Consider the following 20,222-nt stretch of genomic DNA (forward strand, 5'->3'; position numbering starts at 1 on the left):
AGTTAAATGATTTTTGTCCACAACAACCTTCTAAGACGGGTGAAGATGTTGTCACTAGATGAATCCAGCTCAAGAAAATCGACCGTTTCCCCTTCCAATCTACGGGCAATGTTCTCAAAAGCTGTAGCAGCTAAAGAAGGATTTTCTGCTAACACTAAAGGTTCGCCGCGATTGGTAGAGACAATAACCCGCTCATCGTCAGGGACGACCCCAATCAAAGGAATTGCAAGAAGTTCCTGAACATCTTGAACTGACATCATATCATTTGCCCGTACCATTGCAGGTCTGATACGGTTAATAATGAGATGAATACGCTTGATGCCTTGTGCTTCGAGTAAGCCAACGACGCGATCGGCATCACGGACTGAGGCAATTTCAGGAGTAGTAACAATCAGGGCTTCTTTTGCTGGGGCGATCGCGTTTTTAAACCCCATTTCAATTCCCGCTGGGCTATCAACCAAAACATATTGATACTTCTGCGCCAGTGCATTCACCAATAACTTCATTTGGTCAGGAGTGACGGCATCTTTGGTGCGATTTTGCGCCGCAGGTAGCAAGACGAGATTGGGTTGGCGCTTATCCTTCACCAAAGCTTGTTCTAAGCGACACTCCCTAGCCAGGACTTCAACCGCCGTATAGACAATGCGGTTCTCTAGCCCTAGCAGTAAATCCAAATTTCTCAGACCAAAATCCGCATCAATCAAAGCCACTTGATGCCCCATTTTGGCTAATGCCATCCCTAAATTTGCCGTAACCGTGGTTTTCCCCACCCCTCCTTTGCCGGAGGTCGTAACAATAATGCGAGTCATGAGAGAAACGAGCTCGATTAGTGATTAGAAAATATACAATAAAATCAAGGCTAAAGTATCAAGTATGAAATGAAAGCTCAAGTATAAAGTATGAAGTGAAAATTATGGTATTTCATTGTTCATTCTTTATCCTTTGTTTTATCCTTCATCCTTGCTTGGATTCATCCTGCTTAATTGGATTTTAGAAAAATCAGTCACCCGAGCGATGCGAATTCCTTGGGTTGCAATGTATGCTACCTCAGGATGAAACTGCATCGGGGAGTTTTCTGGTGCCCTAGCTACAGCATCAGCAATTCGCAATTGGGTTGGTTCCATTTGCAAAGCCATAATCAAACAATCGCGATTTCCAAGGGCACCTGCATGAGCAATTCCACGTAGACGACCCCAAACTAAAATATCTCCATCTGCAACTACGATACCACCAGGATTTAAGTCCCCTAAGAGAATAACATGACCGGGGTGGCGAATTTCCTCTCCAGAACGCAACGTCTTCTCTAGATACAAAGGTTCTGCAAGCGGGGGGTAAGCAGGTTTGGATTCAGAACCAAGCGTTGTTTGTCGCGGTACTTGTTCTACAGAATAGCCAGATGTGACAGCAGCGATCGCAGTTTGGCGACGACTGGTAGAAACCGATTTGAGCTGAATTTGAAATTGATTCAAACTTTCGGCGAGTTCTTGAAGCTGTCTGGTATCCAACAATCGGTCTTGCGCTATCAGATGCACGGCTGTATTGGGTGAAAAAGAGCGATCGCAAGCTAAAAGCCGCAGCTTCATCTGTTGCCAAATCTCAGTCCAACTGTATTCCGAGGCAGGCAATTGAGATTCTGTTGGTAAAATTAATAAAAGTTTTCCTTCCTGAGTTTTGAGTTGAACTTGGATATTGGGATTCACCGTATTTTCTAATGACGGTGATTCAGTCAATTCTAAATTTACAACAGCTGGATTGGACTCTATATCAGCAACGACGGAATTTGACTGAACATCTGGAAGGTGAGGATTGGACTGTGTACCGGATAAAACAGGATTTGCCTCAACATCGGGATGGTAAGAATTTGATTCGATGTCGGGATGGTAAGAATTTGCCTCAACATCGGGATGGTAAGAATTTGCCTCAACATCCGGATGGTATGAATCTGACTTTAAGTAAAGCAAAACAGAATTTACCTCTGCTTCAGGGAGGACAGGATTTTCCTCTGCTTGTGAAGTTGACTTTACATCAGAAAGGGCAGAGATTGCCTCCTCATCAGAGAAGGCTTTTTTTGACTCTAAATCAGGGATAGTAGAATCAGAAGTCATGTAACACTTGCCAAAATACGAAAAACGAGCAATTACCTATACTAGATTAGTCGCTGTGTACAACAGCGTTCTTAAAAATTTACATTTCTCATGCTGTATTTGTACTTAGTCTTTTGTAAACTATTGCCAACGCATCAGCATCGCCGACGTTCCCTGGAAACAGCACCACTGGCAAATTAGGAAATTGAGGATGGTCTGATGCAGTTGTCACCATTGAACAACCGGCTAAAATTTGACCGAGTAAACGTGCTGAAGTTAGTTCCAAACCAGTACTTAAAACATCGTTGGAAGTAATGCCACCTTTACTAATTAAGAATCCTATATCTGATGGTAAACCCCGTACGATATCCATCAATAAGCCTGAAACTTTTTCCCCAAACTGTAACCTTGTCTCAACATCCTTAAAAGTAAGTTCCTTACGGCTTGTGTAAACCACTGGTGTTTTCAAAGCATCATGTGCCGCACGGACATCATCTAAAATCTCGGTTAACAGCGTAGCACAATCATTTGCGACATCATCAACTAACCGCGAGACATCGACTTCGACTCCAACAGTTCCCTCTTGTTGCAACAGCACCTCTAACTGCTGAGTTGTCTTTTTCACATGGGAACCAACAATCACTGCACCTGGTTTCCCTCCTCGCACATACTGTGCCATATTTTCTGGGGCAATAGGTTGAGGAGGTAACGCTGCTAAAGCCGTTAAGATACTGGCTGCACTGCGAAACAAAAAGCGTTTTCCCTGACTGACTGCTGCAAGCACATCTTGTGCAAAGCGGTTGAGATCCGCTTGAATTTCAGCATCCACAACAGCGCACTGGTTCCCAGTGAGTTTCATCAGTCGTTCGAGACTACCAGCACGAATATCCGCCAGTAAAAATCTTTCTACCGACTCAGAACTGATACGTCCTTGTGTTTTTTCTTCGACATATTTAGGTAAGTAGCTGTGATGATAGCCAAAGACAGAATCACGGGCAAACTCGGTTTCATGCACGGGCGTGGTGACATCATCAGTCATCAAATAATGCACGCTGTCCTTAGTGATACGTCCGCCTTCAAAAAACGCTGGTACGAGAAAATGAGCATCAAACGGACCGAGTTCTTCAGCAATGACATCGGTTTCAATGGGGTAATGTCCCCGTAAAGTCGAATCAGAACGACTGACAATGAGAAACCCGTCTTTTTTAGCTGCTTGTAGGGATGAAGCAGCATCTCCCTCATCTCCTCCCCCTACTCCAGTTATCACTTGTTTGAGGTTATGGCAAACTTCTCTGGTAATAGATGCTGCTTTTTCTGGGGGTAGCGCTCTTGTATTTGTTAGCACAAATAAAATTGGTGAATCATCCTGCAACCCCAAGCGTAAGGTGTCCACATCCCAATGCATAAGCAGCAAGCAACTGTGGACTGTTTGAGAACCCGTAGGGTCATCATCTAAGACAATTATTTTTGGTTTGTTGGTCATTTTTAAGTCAATGGGACGACTGTATTTTTCTTATTTGTGCTTGCACATCAAGAGCAATCTGCAATGATTGATTTAGCAGTTGAGCATACTCGCCTGAAACAGGGCTAAGTTGCAGACTTTGCAATTTTGTTAAATTATTGACAAGTAACTCTTGATTATTAGTCTGTAACTTTTTATTATCTCTTAAAATTCGTTCTGTTTTCAAAGCGCGAACTAAATCTTCTCTTATAAGTTGCAGAGCAGCTACAACTTTTTCTCTATCAGTTATACTACTTTCTGTGTTCCCAGATGTTGCTAGTTGGTCATGAATATCTATCGCTTTGATCACAGCATGATATTCATCAACTTCATCTAACAGTGTTGTGAGTGTTTTGGGACAGGTTAAACGCCGCCAAAACCAGCGCCCAACTATGACACCAAGTGGGACGCTTATAAGTAAAATGATTCCTAAGAGAATTGAAGAACCAATTGTTGGCAGAATAATAAACCCATAAATCAACCCGACAATGATTGGAGTCAGCGCGAGTGCTACAATCATCTCATTCATAAAAAAACTCAATCGCTTGTCGCGATTTTTGATAATAGAAGGTCGGAAGATATTATCTGGGTCTAACCCAATCAGGCGTCTCAGTTCTCCTTTCGTCATTTCCAGGCTTAATAAATCTGGCTGCAATGGATACTCCTATGAAAGCGCGAGTAGCGTCTCTTTGATATGTTAATACTATGTACTCATTCAAGCTTTACCATTGGGGATTTGTCACGATTAATGCTGTCGCAGCTGAACTATCCAATGGATGGGAGAAGAAATATCCTTGACCATATTCACAGTTCAACCTTCTTAAAAATGCTAGTTGCTCTTTTGTCTCTACCCCTTCGGCGGTGACATCAACACCTAGTTTGTGTGCAAGTGTGACAATTGTCTCAATAATTTCCAAATTCTTGCCATTATTGTCTATCGGGGTGACGAAAGAACGGTCAATCTTTAAGGTACTAATTGGAAAGTTATGCAGACGACTTAATGAAGAATAACCTGTACCAAAGTCATCAATTGATAACTCAATACCCATCTCTCGAAGTTTTGAAAACGCAACAGTTGTCTCATTGCCATTTTCCATGATGACACTTTCGGTAATCTCTAGCACAAGATAGCAAGCATCAAGACCAGTCAAGTGCAATATTTGCGCCATTTGCTCAATCAAATCCGGTTGGGAAAACTGCTTGATCGAGAGATTAACACTTATTTTGTTTAGTGAATTGGTGGGATCATCGCACATTCGCCAAGCTTGCATCTGACGGCATGCCTCCTGCAGCACCCAGTAACCAATCGAGACAATCAGTCCTGTTTCTTCCGCTATGGGGATAAAATCTGTAGGAGATACTAGACCACGCTCTGGATGCTGCCAACGCAGCAAAGCCTCAAAACCTGAAATTGTGCCACTGGTAAGCGAAACTATCGGTTGATAATAAACTTGAAACTCCTGACGCTCGATCGCTTGGCGCAAAGCAATCTCTAACTCTAATCTAGCTACAGCTTCTTCATACATCTCTAAGTTGAACAGCTCATAGCGCGCCTTGCCTAGTGCCTTGGCTCGGTACATTGCTGTGTCAGCATCCCTCAGTACGTCTTGTGGTTGATTATAATCTACTGCTGAACTCAAAGCGATGCCAATACTCGCCGTGGTGGACACTTCATGCCCATTCAGCCTAAAAGGTAATGCGAGTTCCTGTTGAATTCGTTCAGCTACTTGAATGGCATTTGACACATTCTCAATTGGGTCAAGCAAAACGGTAAATTCATCTCCTCCAAGCCGTGCTGCTATATCCGTGGAGCGTACGCACGATTCTAACCTTTTTGCTATTTCAAGTAGAAATTGGTCTCCAAGTAAGTGTCCGAGACTGTCATTAATCAACTTAAATCGATCTAGGTCTAAAAATAGGACGGCAAATAAATAATCCTTATGGCGTTTTTTCTGCTCAAGTGCAACTCCTAATCGGTTCATAAACAAAGCTCGGTTAGGTAGACCTGTTAGTACATCGTAAAACGCATTCTGTAGCAACTGTTCCTCTGCCCGTTTGCGCTCAGTAATATCATGGGTAATCCCAAGAATCTGATGAATTTCCCCATGTTCGTTTAAAAGCGGCACATAGGTGACAACTATAGTGAAAGGGTCAGAACCAGGCAAACTAATTTTGCATTCTCCGGTTTGTAAGGTACGTGTCTCCACAGTTTGGCGGAGGATGGGGAGAAAACTATTTGTAACTTCTGGGGGGAATAATTCTTCATCTGTGTTACCAATAATTGCTTCTTGAGGATAACCGCTGCGCCTGACTCCGAAAGCATTGATAAACTGGAGCCGTCGCTCGGCATCATAAATCACAAATGTATCAGGGATGTTATCAAGCGCTAAGCGGAATCGCTCTTCACTAAGGCGCAGCGCCGACTCCACCTGCTTACGCTCCGTAATTTCAGCTTCTAGCTGCCTATTAGCTTCTAATAGTTGAGCAAATGACTGTTGCAGTTGAGTCGCCATTTGGTTATGCGCCTGAGCAAGAACTCTGAGTTCCTTGATGCCTTCTACTGTAACAATTTGGTCTAACTTACCATTAGCGATTTCCCTAGAGGCTTCACTTAACCTCACAATTGGTTGCGTTATCCAATGAGAAGTTTTCAATCCTATCACTGTAGCCAGTATCAATGCTACAAAACATAACAAAACAGTGATTCGCGTGTTGGCTTCAATATGCTCCATAAAATCGGCTTCTGGAACCACCACGACAATCACCCAATCTAGCCCATAACCGTCTGTAAAGGGCATAGTCTGTATGTATTGCCGCTTGCCATCTATTTCAAATTCGAGCTGCTGGCTAGGAGAAATATTATAAAAATTACTAAAATTTTGTTGTAAATACTGTGTTGTGAGACGAGTGACGCGATCGCTGCTTTTGATCGCCTTTAACCGTTTACCTTTTTTCTCTCCTCCCTCTTGACTCAGGATAAAAGGTTGCTCAGCCGTTGAACTTGCTACCAAGTCTCCAGAACGCTCAATAATAAATGTCTGTCCTGAACGACCGATTTTTAAACTGTGCAAAAAGTTACCTAGTTGCGATAGAGATTGCGTTGCATTCGTCACTCCACACAAGCTACCAGCCTCGTCATAAAGAGGTTGAGTTGCACTAATCGCCAGCCCTAATGAAGAGAAATACGGATAAATTTCAGTCCAAGTAAATTGACCTGCTTTCACAGCTTTTGTGTACCAAGGGCGAGTGCGAGGATCAAAGGTTGTGTTAACTCGAATTAACTTGAGGCGATTACCTTGGCTGTCGGTAGTGTAGGTATGATATTTACCACCTGTTGATTGGTTTAGGACGCGGATGACGAGTGAACCATTATTCAGGCGATCGACCGAATGAATGTCTCCCTTGGTACTTGCAAAAGCGATTGGGCTTAAGGAATTAAATAACTGCATTTGATGCCAAAAATGGCGTTCTAGACTTTTTATAGATTTTAAATTTAACTCACCACAACCAACAGAATAGGAGTTCATCTGAGTAACAATTTGTGGTGTCTTCATGTAAGCAGTAATATGTTGATGAATCCGAGTGACAATCTCAGTCCGCAGCTGCGAAGCAACCTCATTAACAGCTTTTTGACCATTTTTTAAGGAGAAGAACGCTGTTAGCCCTACAGCAGTAGAGATTTGCACCACAAAAGGTAGTACGAGAGCTACACGCAGCGGTGCCTTTAGTAAGCTCTTTGCAATCGGACGCAAGAAATTCTGCACTGGTATTTCTAGACAGATTTAATAAAAGGTACAATTGCACTTGCAAGCGTCTGAGATTGCTTTTAATCCTCTTCTAATTTTCTTATTTCTACTTCCACGTCTTGTGTAATTTTTAAAGCTTCATCAAGTTGTCGTACATATTCTCTCGCATCATGGCTGACTTGTAATGCTTGGATAGCAGTGAGGTTGCTATCCAAAAGTTCTGTATTGACAGCAATAAATTCCTTATTTTTCCTCAAAATACGTTCTGTTTTTAACGCACAAATTAAATTAGCTCTCGTGGTTTTTAGTAGGGCTATGGCTTTTTCTCGCTCAGTTAAACTCACTCCTTGGTTTCCCGCCGCTTCTAGCTGGTCATTAATATCTATTGCTTTTAATACTGCATGATAATTATCAATTTTTTTAAGAATATTTTTCTGATGTTCTCTGAATAATCTCCACTTAATCAAGTAAGCAATAGGAATTAATCCCCAGCCAAAAAACAATATCTGCTGTACATACTCGCCTAAAAGTGGTACAAGTGCAAAACCAGGATATTTTAATTTTTCATAAGCTTTCAAATCTCTAGGACTTAGGTCAGCTATTTGTTTCAAGTCATCTTGTGTAATATATAAGTCTTGTAAATCGGGTTGCATAGCTGTCTATTGATTCAAGAGATTAGCTATTGGTGAAAAATTGCCAAGCAGCATCTGCTCTTTAAAGCGATTATTTTGTCGTTTGAACTTTTATCTTCAATCGCAATTCATCCTTAATACGGTTGAGAATTGAACCTTCATCAAGCGTTCCCAAAATTTTACTAATTACAGCTTTAGGACCATCTGGTCCCCAAGTTGCCCCATTGGCTAAATACGCTTTGGTTACATACCCAAGACCATAGCAAGAAACGCCAGCCACACCAGCTTGAGTCAGCGCTACTGACACATAAGCACCCAAGGACGCGCCCCCAGTGGCAGGTGCAGATAGACCGAGTAATGTTTTCAGCGAACTCAACCCCAAGTTTGCCAACAGTTCGCTAGCAGTGATACCACCCATACTGAAGGCAATTGTTTGTAATAATTTTACGGCTCCGGCTTCGGTCATAGGAATGCCATAAAGTTTGGATAAACCTAGGATCAGGACGATATCTATGACTGCACCACTGAGAATATCTATAACTGTGACAGGATTGAGAGCGATCGCCATTGCCTTAGTGATCACCGCTTTCCAAATCAACTGATTGGCACTTGTATCTCGAATGTTTAGTTTTCGCTGCACCAATTGTTCGTTGACGTTGTCAGCATACAGCATTGTGTTGAGGGCAACCAAAGCTTTACCTTCGCGGTGCAGAATTTCCAAAATTTTCAGCTTCAGTTCCTCGACTTGGGCAGTACCTGTACGCACCTGCACACCTCTAGTACCGTCAGGACGATGAACCATTGTCCTCACTAACGGCGATGCTGCTGCCATAACAATTTCATCGGGTGAAAGTAATTCCCGCACCCTCTCATCCCGGATTTTTTCATAGATTGCCATCCGGTCTGCTTCGGGATACTGGTCTACTTTGTTAAACACTAGCAAGATCGGTTTACCCGCTTCTCGTAACTGGGCAAGGGCTTCGTGTTCAACTTTCGTCATATCGCCAGAAATCACAAACAGAATCAGATCTGCTTGTTTTGCCACCTGTTGAGCTAATGCGGTGCGGGTTTCACCATCTACCTCGTCTAACCCTGGGGTATCTATCAATTCCACTTGAGATTGACCAGTTCCCGATAAAGTCACTCGTAAAGCACGTTCTGTTTCCCCAATTGCTTCTTCAGTAATACTCCAACTTGCGGTTTGAGCATTGCGGGTGACACCGTGCAAGGGACCTGTTTCAAACACTGGTTGCCCCACCAAAGCATTGAGTAGAGATGATTTGCCGCGTCCCACCATCCCAAAAGCAGCTATTTGCACCACCATACGCTCTAACTTCGAGAGCATTGTTTCCAAATCCGCGATTTCCGTCTCAAGTCCGTTTTTTTCCTCTTGAGTGAGGTCAAGATGACCTACCAAATTTTGTAGTGCCGTTCGTGCCTGTTTATAGTTAAGTTCTGCTTGAATATCATCAAAAGTGAAAATGGCACTATCGAGTTCTTCCTCCCAGTTGAGAGGATTTTCGCCACTGTTGGGCAAATCGCTACGATGTGGATCGGGCAATGTTGAAGTCATATCAATTTTGGATTTTAAATTTTAAGTTACTTTAAGCTACTTATAGCTGATAAATTTTAATAAACCCCGTTACCATCCTAGTAATTTTTAGCAGCAGATTGGGGACGCGGGGAAATGAGTACGTAGGCAGGTGGTTAGTGAAACTTTTTGACAACTAACAATTAACTAATGGCTAACAAAAAGTCCTAAACTGAAGAATGCATCTAGTAGCGATATTGTTATTGACGAAATCACCTGTGCGAAAAATAGTTATTGCCGGTAACTGGAAAATGTTCAAAACCCAGGCAGAATCCCTGGAGTTTTTAAAAGGATTTCTGCCCAGCTTGGACGAAACCCCCCAAGACCGAGAAGTGGTATTATGCGTCCCCTTCACCGATTTAAACGTTTTGTCCAAGAATTTGCATGGAAGCCGTGTACAATTAGGGGCGCAAAATGTCCATTGGCAAGAGAGTGGAGCCTATACCGGTGAAATTTCCGGACTGATGCTCACGGAAATTGGGGTGCGCTATGTTATTGTCGGTCATAGCGAACGGCGGCAATACTTTGGGGAAACGGACTATACCGTCAACCTGCGCCTCAAAGCTGCTCAACGGTTTGGTCTTACCCCAATTCTATGTGTAGGTGAAACTAAACAACAACGAGATGCGGGAGAAACAGAATCACTTATTATCACCCAATTAGAAAAAGACTTAGTGGATGTAGATCAGGAGAATTTGGTGATTGCTTACGAGCCAATTTGGGCGATCGGCACCGGCGACACTTGTGAATCCAAGGAAGCCAATCGGGTTATCGGTTTAATTCGCAGCCAGTTGAGCAATCCTGGTGTGCCAATTCAATACGGTGGTTCAGTAAAGCCGAATAATATAGACGAAATCATGGATCAACCAGAAATTGATGGCGTTCTGGTGGGAGGGGCAAGTTTGGAACCTGCAAGTTTCGCCAGACTCGTGAATTATCGGTGATTTGTGTACATTTTTTCTCGTTCCCTGGCTCAGCCAGGGAATGCATACAGTGAGGCTCTGTCTCATGTAAAATCTAGCAAAAGTCATCCGGAAATCTGGAGGCTGAGCCTCTAGTCAAGCGTTCCCAGGCTGAGCCTAGGAACAAGTTTAGAGCGCAAATCTTATGACACCCAATTTGATAATTCGAGAACGCTGTTTTGAGTGGGGACAGCGAACATACCTCATGGGCGTTCTCAATGTCACGCCTGACAGTTTTAGTGATGGTGGCAAATTCAATACAACCACTGCTGCTTTAGCACAAGCGCAAGCAATGATAGCAGGTGGTGCTGATATTATCGATGTTGGTGGACAATCAACTCGACCAGGGGCACAGCAAATCACTGTTGCAGAAGAACTTGACAGAGTCTTGTCAGTGGTACAGGTTCTACGAAAAGAGATATCAGTACCAATTTCTGTAGATACAACAAGGGCAGTAGTTGCCAAGGCTGCTGTGCAAGCCGGTGCGGATATAGTTAATGACATTTCCGGCGGTACGTTTGACCCAGAAATGTTGTCCAGTGTAGCTACAATGGATGTGCCAATTATATTGATGCATATCCGAGGAAACCCACAGACAATGGCACAATTCACAGATTATCAGAATTTAATACAGGAAATTTATAGTTTTTTGGCAAAACAAATTGCCGCAGCAGTGGCTGCGGGTATTGATCAACGAAAAATAATTATTGATCCAGGTATTGGCTTTGCTAAGAACTATGAGCAAAATTTAGAAATTTTTCGCCGCTTATCCGAATTGCGTCAACTCAACTGCCCGATTTTAGTAGGAGCATCACGTAAAAGTTTTATTGGTCGTATTTTAAATCAACCAGACCCGAAAGCCCGAGTCTGGGGAACGGCGGCGGCGTGTTGTGCTGCTATCTTTAATGGCGCTGATATCCTCCGAGTTCACGATGTTAAAGAAATGCGCGATGTGTTGTTAGTTGCTGACGCAATCTTGCGACAATCTTCGTCAGTCCTAACCTAAAACTAGCTAGCACCACGTTCGGTACTCTTGCCATTACCACCTTCCTCCGTTGCCGATTCTTTCACCAACTCGTTCATCATGTCGCCAGTTTTGCCTGGATCTACAAAGACTACTTTGGCATTTGGGCTTTCACCAAGTCTGTAACTGGCATTGATGTAATCTTGAGCCACAAGATACCGCAGAATTTCCTTGCTTTCGGGATTGGTACGCAAAGCGTCAGAAATTATCTGCATTGAGGTTTTTGTACCTTCTGCTTTCTTAATTGCGGCTTGTCGCTGCCCTTCTGCTTCTAAAATTGCAGCGCGGCTATTAATTTCAGCTGCCCGCTGCTCTTCCATTGACCTGCGTACGCTCTCAGGCGGTGTAATACTCTGAATATCTACCCGGAGAATTTCAACTCCCCACTGTTCCGTTGTCCGATTTAACTCTTCTAATAAGGCTCTGTTCATGTCCACTCTGGATGAGTTGGTTTCCTCCAAGCTGTTCTGAGCAATGATTTCTCGAAGCGTGGTTGTAGTTAAGGTTGCTAACCCCTGTTGGAGATCGTCAATTTCGTAAAAGCTTTTCTCTATATTTCTGATCCGCCAGTACACAACCCCATCTACTTCTAGATAGATGTTATCTCTGGTGATCACATTTTGCGGCTTGATGTCCAATACCTGCTCGCGCGTTGTGTCCTCCATCACAATTTGATCGAGCAAGGGAACAATGAAGTTTAGCCCTGGTCTCAGTTTCCGATGATACTGCCCCAAGCGTTCCACTAAGGCTTCATTCCCCTGATTAATAAGTTTTGCAGAGCCTAATGCATATCCTATAAGGACTAAGACTATGGCAATAATCGGTTCCATGTATTCTCCTATTTAGCGTTTAGTGGCATTAACTGTAAGGACGCGGCACTACCATGTCCTATCTTCAGTCTAATGTCCAGAATGTGTAATGTTAATATCACAAGTTGCGGTACCAGGCAAGACTATTGGGAAATGTAAAGATTTACAGGTACTTAGGATTGGACATGGCTAGTGAACTACCCCGCGGCTCCGGGTGGACGGGGCTTCTGTACTCATAGGGGAGTGCCTCAGATGAGACTTTCGCCCCATCTTTGGTCTTACCTCCCCTCCTACAGCAGAGACGGCTGAACCTTCCGCCTTTAGCATTCTGATACCCTCTACTCTAATATTAATGGCTGCATTTCCATCTCTGTCATGATGAGCGCCACAGTTCGGACAAGTCCAGTCCCTTACGTCTAACGACATCTCTTTGACTTGGTAAAAACACTTAGAACAGAGCTTGGAACTAGGGAACCACCTATCAATTTCAACCAACCTTGCACCTTTGCGTTCTAGTTTGTAGGCTAAGAAGTTGGTCAATGTTCCCCATCCAGTATCAGAGATTGCTTTCGCCAAGTTATGGTTACGAACCATGCCTTTGACATGAAGATTCTCTACTATGACAGCTTGGCTATCGCTGACCAACTTGTAACTAAGTTTATGTAGAAAATCTTGCCGCGAGTTGCTAAGGCGTTCGTACACTTTGGCAACAACTTTTCTATATCTGTAGCGTGAATTACTTCCCTTTTGTTTACGTGCTAGCTTTTGTTGTTTGCGCTTGAGATTATTCTCGTGTTTGGCAAGATGCTTAGGATTATCATATTTGGACACCTTTTTACCGTCTGTGACAACAGCAAAGTGTTTCAACCCTAAATCAACGCCATAAATCTTACCTTCTGTTGTAGATGAATTTTCACATTCTACTTCAGTTAGGATAGATGCAAAGTATTTCCCCGATGGCGTTTTGCTAACGGTAACAGTTTTGATTTTCCCCGAAATCAGTCTGTGTATTTTGGCTTTGACTACTCCGATATTACCTGGAAGTTTGACATTGCCCTCTACTATTTTGACGTTTTGAGGATACTGAATTGACTGTTTACCATGTTTGGATTTGAACTTGGGAAACCCAGCACGTTTATCAAAAAAATTTTTGTATGCTGTGGTCAGATTGAGTGTTGTAGCCTGCAAAACCTGGCTATAACAATCAGCCAACCATTCCGTATCTTTTTCTTTTTTAAGTTTTGGTAATAGTGAATTGAGTGCCACTTGTCCAAGTCCTTTCCCTGTTTCTGTATAAACTTCAATAGATTTATTCAAAGCATAATTCCACCACCAACGCGCACAACCAAACGTCTGAGCTAGTTGTATCTGTTGTTCTTTTGATGGATATAAACGAACCTGTACAGCTTTGTGTAGCACTCAATATCACCTCCTTGTTTTGTTGATTCTACTAGTATATGTAGTTAGCAGTAAAGTAATATCTGGATAAATTTGGAAATTGTGAGGTACATCCATAAAGGATGTACCTCACAATTTCCCGACTATCCATCCCCACCGCATTGGTTGCGGGAATTCCATCAAATTCGTTAAATCACCAAGGGAGTTGGGTATGCAAATACAATTTGTATAATTATTCTACTGATATGATATCGAACATACTTTCCAGAAAACGTACAGGCGATGCCCCTCGTACTTTGCACCATCGCCACACAATGAATCGTTGTAGACTACATCTATAACCATTCTTGTGGGATGGATGTCGCAGTACGTGCCGCACTCCGTCGCCCGTCTTTGGTTTAGGGCGGACAAGATGTCCACCCCACAAGAAAATCAGAGCATTAGCCCTGTTTTTTGGCCTTTTTTGGGCTTTTTTGGGCGCAGTGAGTCTGTGTGATGAAATTTTTTCACACAAAGTGCCAATCAATTGCCATCCTTATACTATTTATCGATAGGCTCTAGCCACCGTTTGATACTTGCTGGTAATTCGGAAACCAGACGCAAGGGTAGCTGGGATGTAGAGAGAGATTGAGCGTAAGCTGGTGTTAAAAAAGGTTGGTAAATTTTTGCTTCTGGTGTTAATTGCTTGATAAATGCTAAAGTCACTCCTTGAGTTAATTGACGTAAAGATTTGGTTTCTTCGCCTATTCGTTCTTTAACAATAGTGGTGGCTGCACTTGTTGGGTATATTGGATCGCTAATACTTAAGTGAGTACCACCAATCGCAGTTAACAGATACTTCTCACCCCGCAGTTGGGTAAAAGGTTCTATCTGATGCTTCAGCGCTGGAGTCAGGGCGTCTTCGGTTCCAGTTAAGATTAAGACTGGTTTGCTGACTTGAGCCAGACCTTTTTTGCCGAAGAGGTTTCCAACTAGGGGGTTGAGAGCGATCGCACTCTTGATTCGCTGATCTTGTAACCTCAGTTTTCTCTCTTGTAAGGAAGCCGCCGCACACTGCAACCAATCACCAGGAGCTTCGCCAATATTTAAAGAATCTTTGCAAAATTTACGCAACTCCTCTAAGTCTACCTCTCCCCCCACCAAAGCCAAAGCGGTGTAACCTCCCAAGGAGTGACCGATAACAGTGACTTTTTTGGTGTTTAACTTTCCTTGAAGTTGTCCAGGTTGAGTATTGAGTTTTGCCAGTTCATTTAACGTAAAGCTGACATCTTTTGGTCGATCAATAAATTCAGTTGCTCTTAGCAGCTGTCCCAAATTCTGTGTATCTGAGGCTCTACTGACAGCGTTGGCGTTGCTACCAGGATGTTCAACAGCAGCAACAGTCAAGCCATAAGAAGCTAAATGACGCGCCAAATAGCTCAAAAATCTTCGGTTTCCCCCAAACCCGTGGGAAAGGACAACCAGTGGGTTTTCGGCGTTTCCCTGACTCGAATAAATGTCTACAGGAATCGTACGGTTACGCTGTCGGTCATTCAAAATGATTGTCTGCTGCTGTACTGCTTCAGAACCGAGCGCTGCTGGATTGAATGCTGCTTTAAAGGGTATGCTACTTTCAGCAGACAAGTCTCGTTCTAGTAAGAGACCAAAAGCTTGACTTTGTAAGTTATTTGGGTTAAAATCAACAGCCAAACCGATAGCTTTCGTGGCGTCTACGGTAATATTCTCTCCTGGGTAAGCTCGCAAGAAGCTGAGTGCGTTAAAACCGTTTGCCTGGCGTAGTGCGAAATTCAGGGTTGCCTTGATACTTTCTGATGTACTGCCTGGTATAACTCCACCTATGGATGATATAAATTCTCTACCTCCTGGCGATCGCACAAGCTCGTCAACAAATTTATCAGCAAAAGCAGGATTGATCTCCAACCGTTTCGTCAAAAGTCCTCTGACTTCAGGCGTGAGCATCGATGACAAAACTTCTAGCCCGGATGGTAGTGTCCCGGTTTTGACAAATTTTTCTAAATCTGCGATCGCTACCGACTGCTGAAATGGACCAAGGCGGATGGTGACTGTTTGGGCTGCCAGAGTTGAGGGTATTCCAACACCCCATCCCAAAGTAAGCGTCAAAACAGAGAGTAATCTTTGTCGCCAGGATGCCTTACGCGAATGTTTGCCAAGCTGAAACTGCATATAAGTCATGAGTCATTAGTCACGCTTTCATAGTGGCGCAAAATTTATGACTTTCCTAATCGCAATACAGTTTCCTGGAAATCTGGGGACGCAAAGGGGGTAAAGGGGACTGGGGACCCTTGGATTGGGGTAATGGTTATCAAACGAAAAATTATGTCCGGGGCTTTAACTCCCCCCAAATTTTAGAGCATTTCCCCAGTCCCCAGTCCCCAGTCCCCAGTACCCAATCCCAGAGCATTTCCCAGTCCCGATCTTAAAAGCCGATTCCGAAAAATCTGATAATACTCAAGATAGTACCTAAAGGTCCTCCTACAGTGTTGATGGTATCAGAAGTCTTAGCTAGACCATTCCGGCTGATTAACACAACATCATTATTGCGAAGTATGGGATTCGTTTGCTCGTTAATTCCTGCTGTTAAATCTACTTTTACTAGACGTTTGGTCACAGAACCATCAGGATTGAGGCGAACCAAATCTACATTAGCCCTGGTAGCTCTTGCATCGTTAAATCCACCTGCAGCAAGTATTGCTTGGTTTAAGGAGCTATTCGGCTGAATGTCTATTGGTCCTGCTCTTTTGACTTCGCCGACCACGTTTACTTGAATGCGTGAGGGGGATAAAGTTGTTGTCGCTAATTGAGTCGCTTCTGATCGGTTGATTTCGGTTGCAGTTGGAAAATAAATTGTATCTCCGTCTTGCACAATCAGATCTTGATTGATGTCACCACTTTCTAAAAGTTTCCACAGGTCAATTTTTATATTTTGTTCTCCACCAGTTCTTGTGGGGCGGCGGATCACGACATTGCGAATATCCGCTTGTGACGTGATTCCCCCAGCTAATTGCAGCGCCCGTGATACAGTGGGCAAACCTGATATGGTAGGCGCACCGGTTGTGGTGCCTGACCCTTCTGCAGCACCTTGGGTGATAAGATAGGTTCCCTGACGCACAACTTCACCAACGACTGCGACTGTACGGGGTGTGGTGGGGTTTGCGGCAAAGGTAGTTGCGGATAAATTTCGTGCCTCTGCCAAGTCTAAGTTGCTTGCCATTGGCACATAGATGGTGTCTCCATCTCGCAAAGTAATATCCTGTGGTAATGTGCCTGTTCGTAAGAATTCCTTCAAATTGAGGGTGAGGATTTGCTGTGGACCGCGTCCTAACTGACGCCGTAATTCCACTCTTGTCAGGTCCGCACTCGCTGTCACTCCCTGAGCTGTCGTCAATGCCGATAATACAGTGGGGTACTGCACACCAGGATTATCACCCGCGCCTCCTTGTAAGCTGAGACTGTAGCCTCCTGGACGTGTCACCTCTCCGGCAACATTAATATTGATGGGACGGGATGATAAAAGATTGACTGATATAATAGGACGCTTGAGATAGCGAGAGTATCTTTGAGTAATTAAGTCAGCTGATTGTTCTGTTGTTAGCCCTAACAGGGATACAGTGCCAATCAGAGGTAAGTTTATCCCTCCACCCGGCGGAATTTGGTACTCGCCTGAATACTCTGGAACCTCAAATACACTGATTCTGATGCGATCGCCGCCTGCTAATGTATAGTTTGTATCTACCCTACCCGTTGTGCCTGGTGCGGTTTGTCTCTGGGTATAGTTTGTATCTTTCTGTAACGTTGATGGTGCGGCTTGCGTTTGTCTATTTGTTGCGGCTGGTACGGCTTGGCTTTGAGAAGTTGTTTTTATTTGCGTCGTTGTTGGTACGGCTTGTCTTTGAGGACTTGTTTTTATTTGTGTTGTTGGTTGTTTGACTTGATTCTGAGCTAAGCTAACAGACGGAAACGCGATATGAACAACAGTTAACAGTACCACACCCCCGAATGGTTTACTGATAAATTTTAACCTTGCATTATCCATATTTACCTAAGACTACTATTTAGTAAAGTACTTTCTAAACATTTTTAGCTTGACTCTTCTTACCTATTCAAGTTCCTCACAATCATCTCTTCTTAAAGAATCTTCTTTTTCAGGAGCATAATTGTTTATTGTCTTTGAACTTTTAGTAAAGTTCATTTAAAGTTGAATATTTATCATACCTACTCTTTAAAATATTGTGGTTTTCATTACACTTTATATGATTGATTTTGCACTTCACTATTAGTATAAACAAAAATATTCCTCTTTAGCAAATATTACGGGTAATAAAAGTAGGATTTGTAAGTAATAGGTGGTGGTATCTAAGCAGCATGAAACTACAATAAAAATATTAGGAAAAACAGACAAAGCTTTGAATTTTCCTATTTATTTATACGTTATTCGTTGTTTTTAATAGTTATACAAAGAGCATCTGACTGAGGATGGTGAGTAAATAAGGTTAGCAGAATCCCCGTCAAACTATCCTTTGAGAGTTGTTATGTCTTTGGATTTGTTGGACAAAAAACTCCTCCAAAGAAGGACGAGACAAATTCATGGCAATGAGTTGCCCTCCCATCAAGCGAAGACTGGCAAGAAAATCATAAGCATCGCCTTGCACTTCACCTAGCCAAGAACCATTAGGCTGATACTCTAGATTGGGAACCCATTTTTTGAGAATTTCCCAATCACCACCTTGACCTTGGACATGATATACATTACTTGTTCCTAATAGTTCATTAAGGAAACCAGAGGAAATTAGTTCTCCTTGAGCAAGGATAGCAACGCGATCGCAAAGTTGCTCAACTTCACTAAGAATATGGCTGTTGAAAAAAACCGTCTTACCTGAAGCTTTAAGCGTCACAATAATTTCGCGCATTTGGTAACGCCCCACAGGGTCAAGACCGGACATCGGTTCATCAAGAAACACCAGCTCTGGGTCATTGATGAGTGCCTGTGCCATACCGACACGCTGTAGCATTCCTTTAGAATAGCGACGAAGCAGCTTTTTGCGGGCGTCTGCTTGGGATAACCCCACCAATTCCAACAGTTGAGGAATGCGTTGACGTTGTACTTTTTTAGGAATTTGAAACAGCCCAGCTGCTGCTTGTAAAAATTCCCAAGCAGTGAGGTAGTCATACAAATAAGGATTTTCGCTGAGATAGCCGATGCGTTCTTTAACACTGCGATCGCCCAATGGTCTACCCAAAAGCAATCCCCGTCCTGACGTTGGGCGAATAATCCCCAGCAACAATTTCAACAGCGTCGTTTTTCCAGCACCATTCGGTCCAAGTAACCCAAAAGTTTCTCCCTTATAAACTTTCAAAGAACAGCTTTTGAGGGATACGACTTTTTGATTCAAAAAAAAGCCAGTACGATAGACTTTTCGCAACTCAGAAGTTAGGACAACAGGCGGAATGCCTGTGGTATTTAGTTGAGAGTCGGGGGCGTCTGCAACAGACATCATGTTGTGCTTACGGCTACAGCAAAAATACGATGTAATGATAAATTACCCAGTTGACTGACAATAATAACACCTTATTGACGAATGTCCTCTCAATAGGGGATGAGGGAGTGACGGCTTCGCGGCTCGACTGAGCTTCGCCGAACGTCCGTGAGCGCTCAGCGGCTCGAGTGAGCCTTCGCCGAACTCCGAACGGAGGGAGGGACTGAGGGAGACTCATAATGCCCTACTTTATGAATGCGTGAATTTTGAATTGGTTTCCCTTGCTCCCCTGCTTGTTCACAGCATCCCCTTAGAACTAGGAATCATACCTGCACGACGCTTATCGATTTCTACTGCCATCCGCATTGCTCTGGCAAATGCCTTAAATGTTGCTTCAATAATGTGATGGGAATTCATGCCATCCAATTGGCGAATGTGCAGTGTCATTTCGGTGTGGTTCACTAAAGCCACAAAGAATTCGCGTACTAGTTGGGTGTCATAAGTTCCCACTCGCTGAGTGGGAATTTGCAAGCCATAGCTAAGGTGGGGGCGTCCAGAAAAATCCAACGCCACCTGAATGAGTGCTTCATCAAGAGGTGCAAAGAAATGACCAAAGCGGACAATACCTTTCTTATCGCCAAGTGCCTTGCTAATAGCTTGACCCAAGGTAATACCTACATCTTCGTTGGTATGGTGGTCATCAATGTGCAAATCCCCGGTCGCCTTGATCTCCAAATCAAATAACCCGTGGGAGGTGATTTGATGCAGCATATGATCTAAAAAGGGAATGCCGGTTGCTGCATTGCAAACACCTGTACCATCGAGGTTAACTCTGACATAGACATCTGTTTCGCTTGTCGTGCGGCTAATTTCGGCAATACGATCGCCATTGGGAGGCGCTTCGTTGTGTGAGGGGAGAATTTGGCGTAGGACGGAGTCCTTAGCGGAGGCATCGCTTATTTGCATACAGAACCTAGCTT

15 protein-coding genes are annotated in these 20,222 nt (G+C 43.4%); 2 read left to right on the top strand and 13 right to left on the bottom strand.

The features are described 5' to 3' along the window. Nucleotides 1–2: 2 nt before the first annotated feature. From minD to V5G28_RS32815, 7 genes are all read right to left on the bottom strand, one after another. Nucleotides 3–809 carry a septum site-determining protein MinD gene (minD, locus tag V5G28_RS32785; RefSeq protein WP_096565138.1) on the bottom strand — a complete coding sequence of 269 codons (807 nt, stop codon included), beginning with the start codon at nucleotides 807–809 and terminating at the stop codon, nucleotides 3–5. Between the two features lie 138 nt (nucleotides 810–947). Beyond that, nucleotides 948–2,105: a septum site-determining protein MinC gene (gene minC, locus V5G28_RS32790; RefSeq protein WP_332991572.1), complete on the bottom strand. Its 1,158-nt coding sequence runs from the start codon at nucleotides 2,103–2,105 to the stop codon at nucleotides 948–950. Nucleotides 2,106–2,193: 88 nt separating this feature from the next. Beyond that, nucleotides 2,194–3,567: a four-carbon acid sugar kinase family protein gene (locus V5G28_RS32795; protein WP_332991574.1), complete on the bottom strand. Its 1,374-nt coding sequence runs from the start codon at nucleotides 3,565–3,567 to the stop codon at nucleotides 2,194–2,196. 7 nt (nucleotides 3,568–3,574) lie between these two features. Further along, a complete protein-coding gene (locus V5G28_RS32800) occupies nucleotides 3,575–4,240 on the bottom strand; it encodes a hypothetical protein (RefSeq protein WP_332991576.1) in 666 nt (221 codons plus the stop codon). Nucleotides 4,241–4,307: 67 nt separating this feature from the next. Continuing rightward, nucleotides 4,308–7,349, bottom strand: a complete 3,042-nt coding sequence (locus V5G28_RS32805) for a bifunctional diguanylate cyclase/phosphodiesterase (RefSeq protein ID WP_332991578.1) — start codon at nucleotides 7,347–7,349, stop codon at nucleotides 4,308–4,310. Nucleotides 7,350–7,411: 62 nt separating this feature from the next. After that, a complete protein-coding gene (locus tag V5G28_RS32810) occupies nucleotides 7,412–7,984 on the bottom strand; it encodes a hypothetical protein (RefSeq protein ID WP_332991581.1) in 573 nt (190 codons plus the stop codon). Between the two features lie 70 nt (nucleotides 7,985–8,054). Beyond that, on the bottom strand, nucleotides 8,055–9,536 hold the full coding sequence (locus V5G28_RS32815) for a GTP-binding protein (RefSeq protein ID WP_332991583.1): 1,482 nt from the start codon (nucleotides 9,534–9,536) through the stop codon (nucleotides 8,055–8,057). Nucleotides 9,537–9,772: 236 nt separating this feature from the next. Between V5G28_RS32815 and tpiA the strand changes: the two genes are divergently transcribed. Then, a complete protein-coding gene (gene tpiA, locus V5G28_RS32820; RefSeq protein WP_332991585.1) occupies nucleotides 9,773–10,498 on the top strand; it encodes a triose-phosphate isomerase in 726 nt (241 codons plus the stop codon). A 163-nt stretch (nucleotides 10,499–10,661) separates the two neighbouring features. Beyond that, complete coding sequence (gene folP, locus V5G28_RS32825) at nucleotides 10,662–11,522, top strand: dihydropteroate synthase (protein WP_332991587.1); 861 nt, start codon at nucleotides 10,662–10,664, stop codon at nucleotides 11,520–11,522. A 2-nt stretch (nucleotides 11,523–11,524) separates the two neighbouring features. Here the strand turns inward: folP and V5G28_RS32830 are convergent, their stop codons facing one another. The 6 genes from V5G28_RS32830 to hisB form a co-directional block, all read right to left on the bottom strand. Continuing rightward, a complete protein-coding gene (locus tag V5G28_RS32830) occupies nucleotides 11,525–12,370 on the bottom strand; it encodes an SPFH domain-containing protein (RefSeq protein WP_096565154.1) in 846 nt (281 codons plus the stop codon). Nucleotides 12,371–12,538: 168 nt separating this feature from the next. Further along, nucleotides 12,539–13,768 (bottom strand): RNA-guided endonuclease TnpB family protein, encoded by a 1,230-nt coding sequence (locus V5G28_RS32835; RefSeq protein WP_332991589.1) that lies wholly within the window; start codon nucleotides 13,766–13,768, stop codon nucleotides 12,539–12,541. Between the two features lie 519 nt (nucleotides 13,769–14,287). Further along, the gene (locus V5G28_RS32840; protein ID WP_332991717.1) at nucleotides 14,288–15,931 is read right to left on the bottom strand and encodes an alpha/beta hydrolase; all 1,644 of its coding nucleotides are present in this window, start codon (nucleotides 15,929–15,931) and stop codon (nucleotides 14,288–14,290) included. Nucleotides 15,932–16,184: 253 nt separating this feature from the next. Then, on the bottom strand, nucleotides 16,185–17,801 hold the full coding sequence (locus V5G28_RS32845) for a polysaccharide biosynthesis/export family protein (protein WP_332991591.1): 1,617 nt from the start codon (nucleotides 17,799–17,801) through the stop codon (nucleotides 16,185–16,187). Nucleotides 17,802–18,273: 472 nt separating this feature from the next. After that, nucleotides 18,274–19,263 carry an ABC transporter ATP-binding protein gene (locus V5G28_RS32850; RefSeq protein WP_332991593.1) on the bottom strand — a complete coding sequence of 330 codons (990 nt, stop codon included), beginning with the start codon at nucleotides 19,261–19,263 and terminating at the stop codon, nucleotides 18,274–18,276. A 276-nt stretch (nucleotides 19,264–19,539) separates the two neighbouring features. Then, the gene (hisB, locus tag V5G28_RS32855) at nucleotides 19,540–20,208 is read right to left on the bottom strand and encodes an imidazoleglycerol-phosphate dehydratase HisB (protein ID WP_332991595.1); all 669 of its coding nucleotides are present in this window, start codon (nucleotides 20,206–20,208) and stop codon (nucleotides 19,540–19,542) included. Nucleotides 20,209–20,222 lie beyond the last annotated feature (14 nt).

The organism is Scytonema sp. PRP1 (assembly GCF_036697665.2).
Taxonomy (GTDB): Bacteria; Cyanobacteriota; Cyanobacteriia; order Cyanobacteriales; family Nostocaceae; genus Kalymmatonema; species Kalymmatonema gypsitolerans.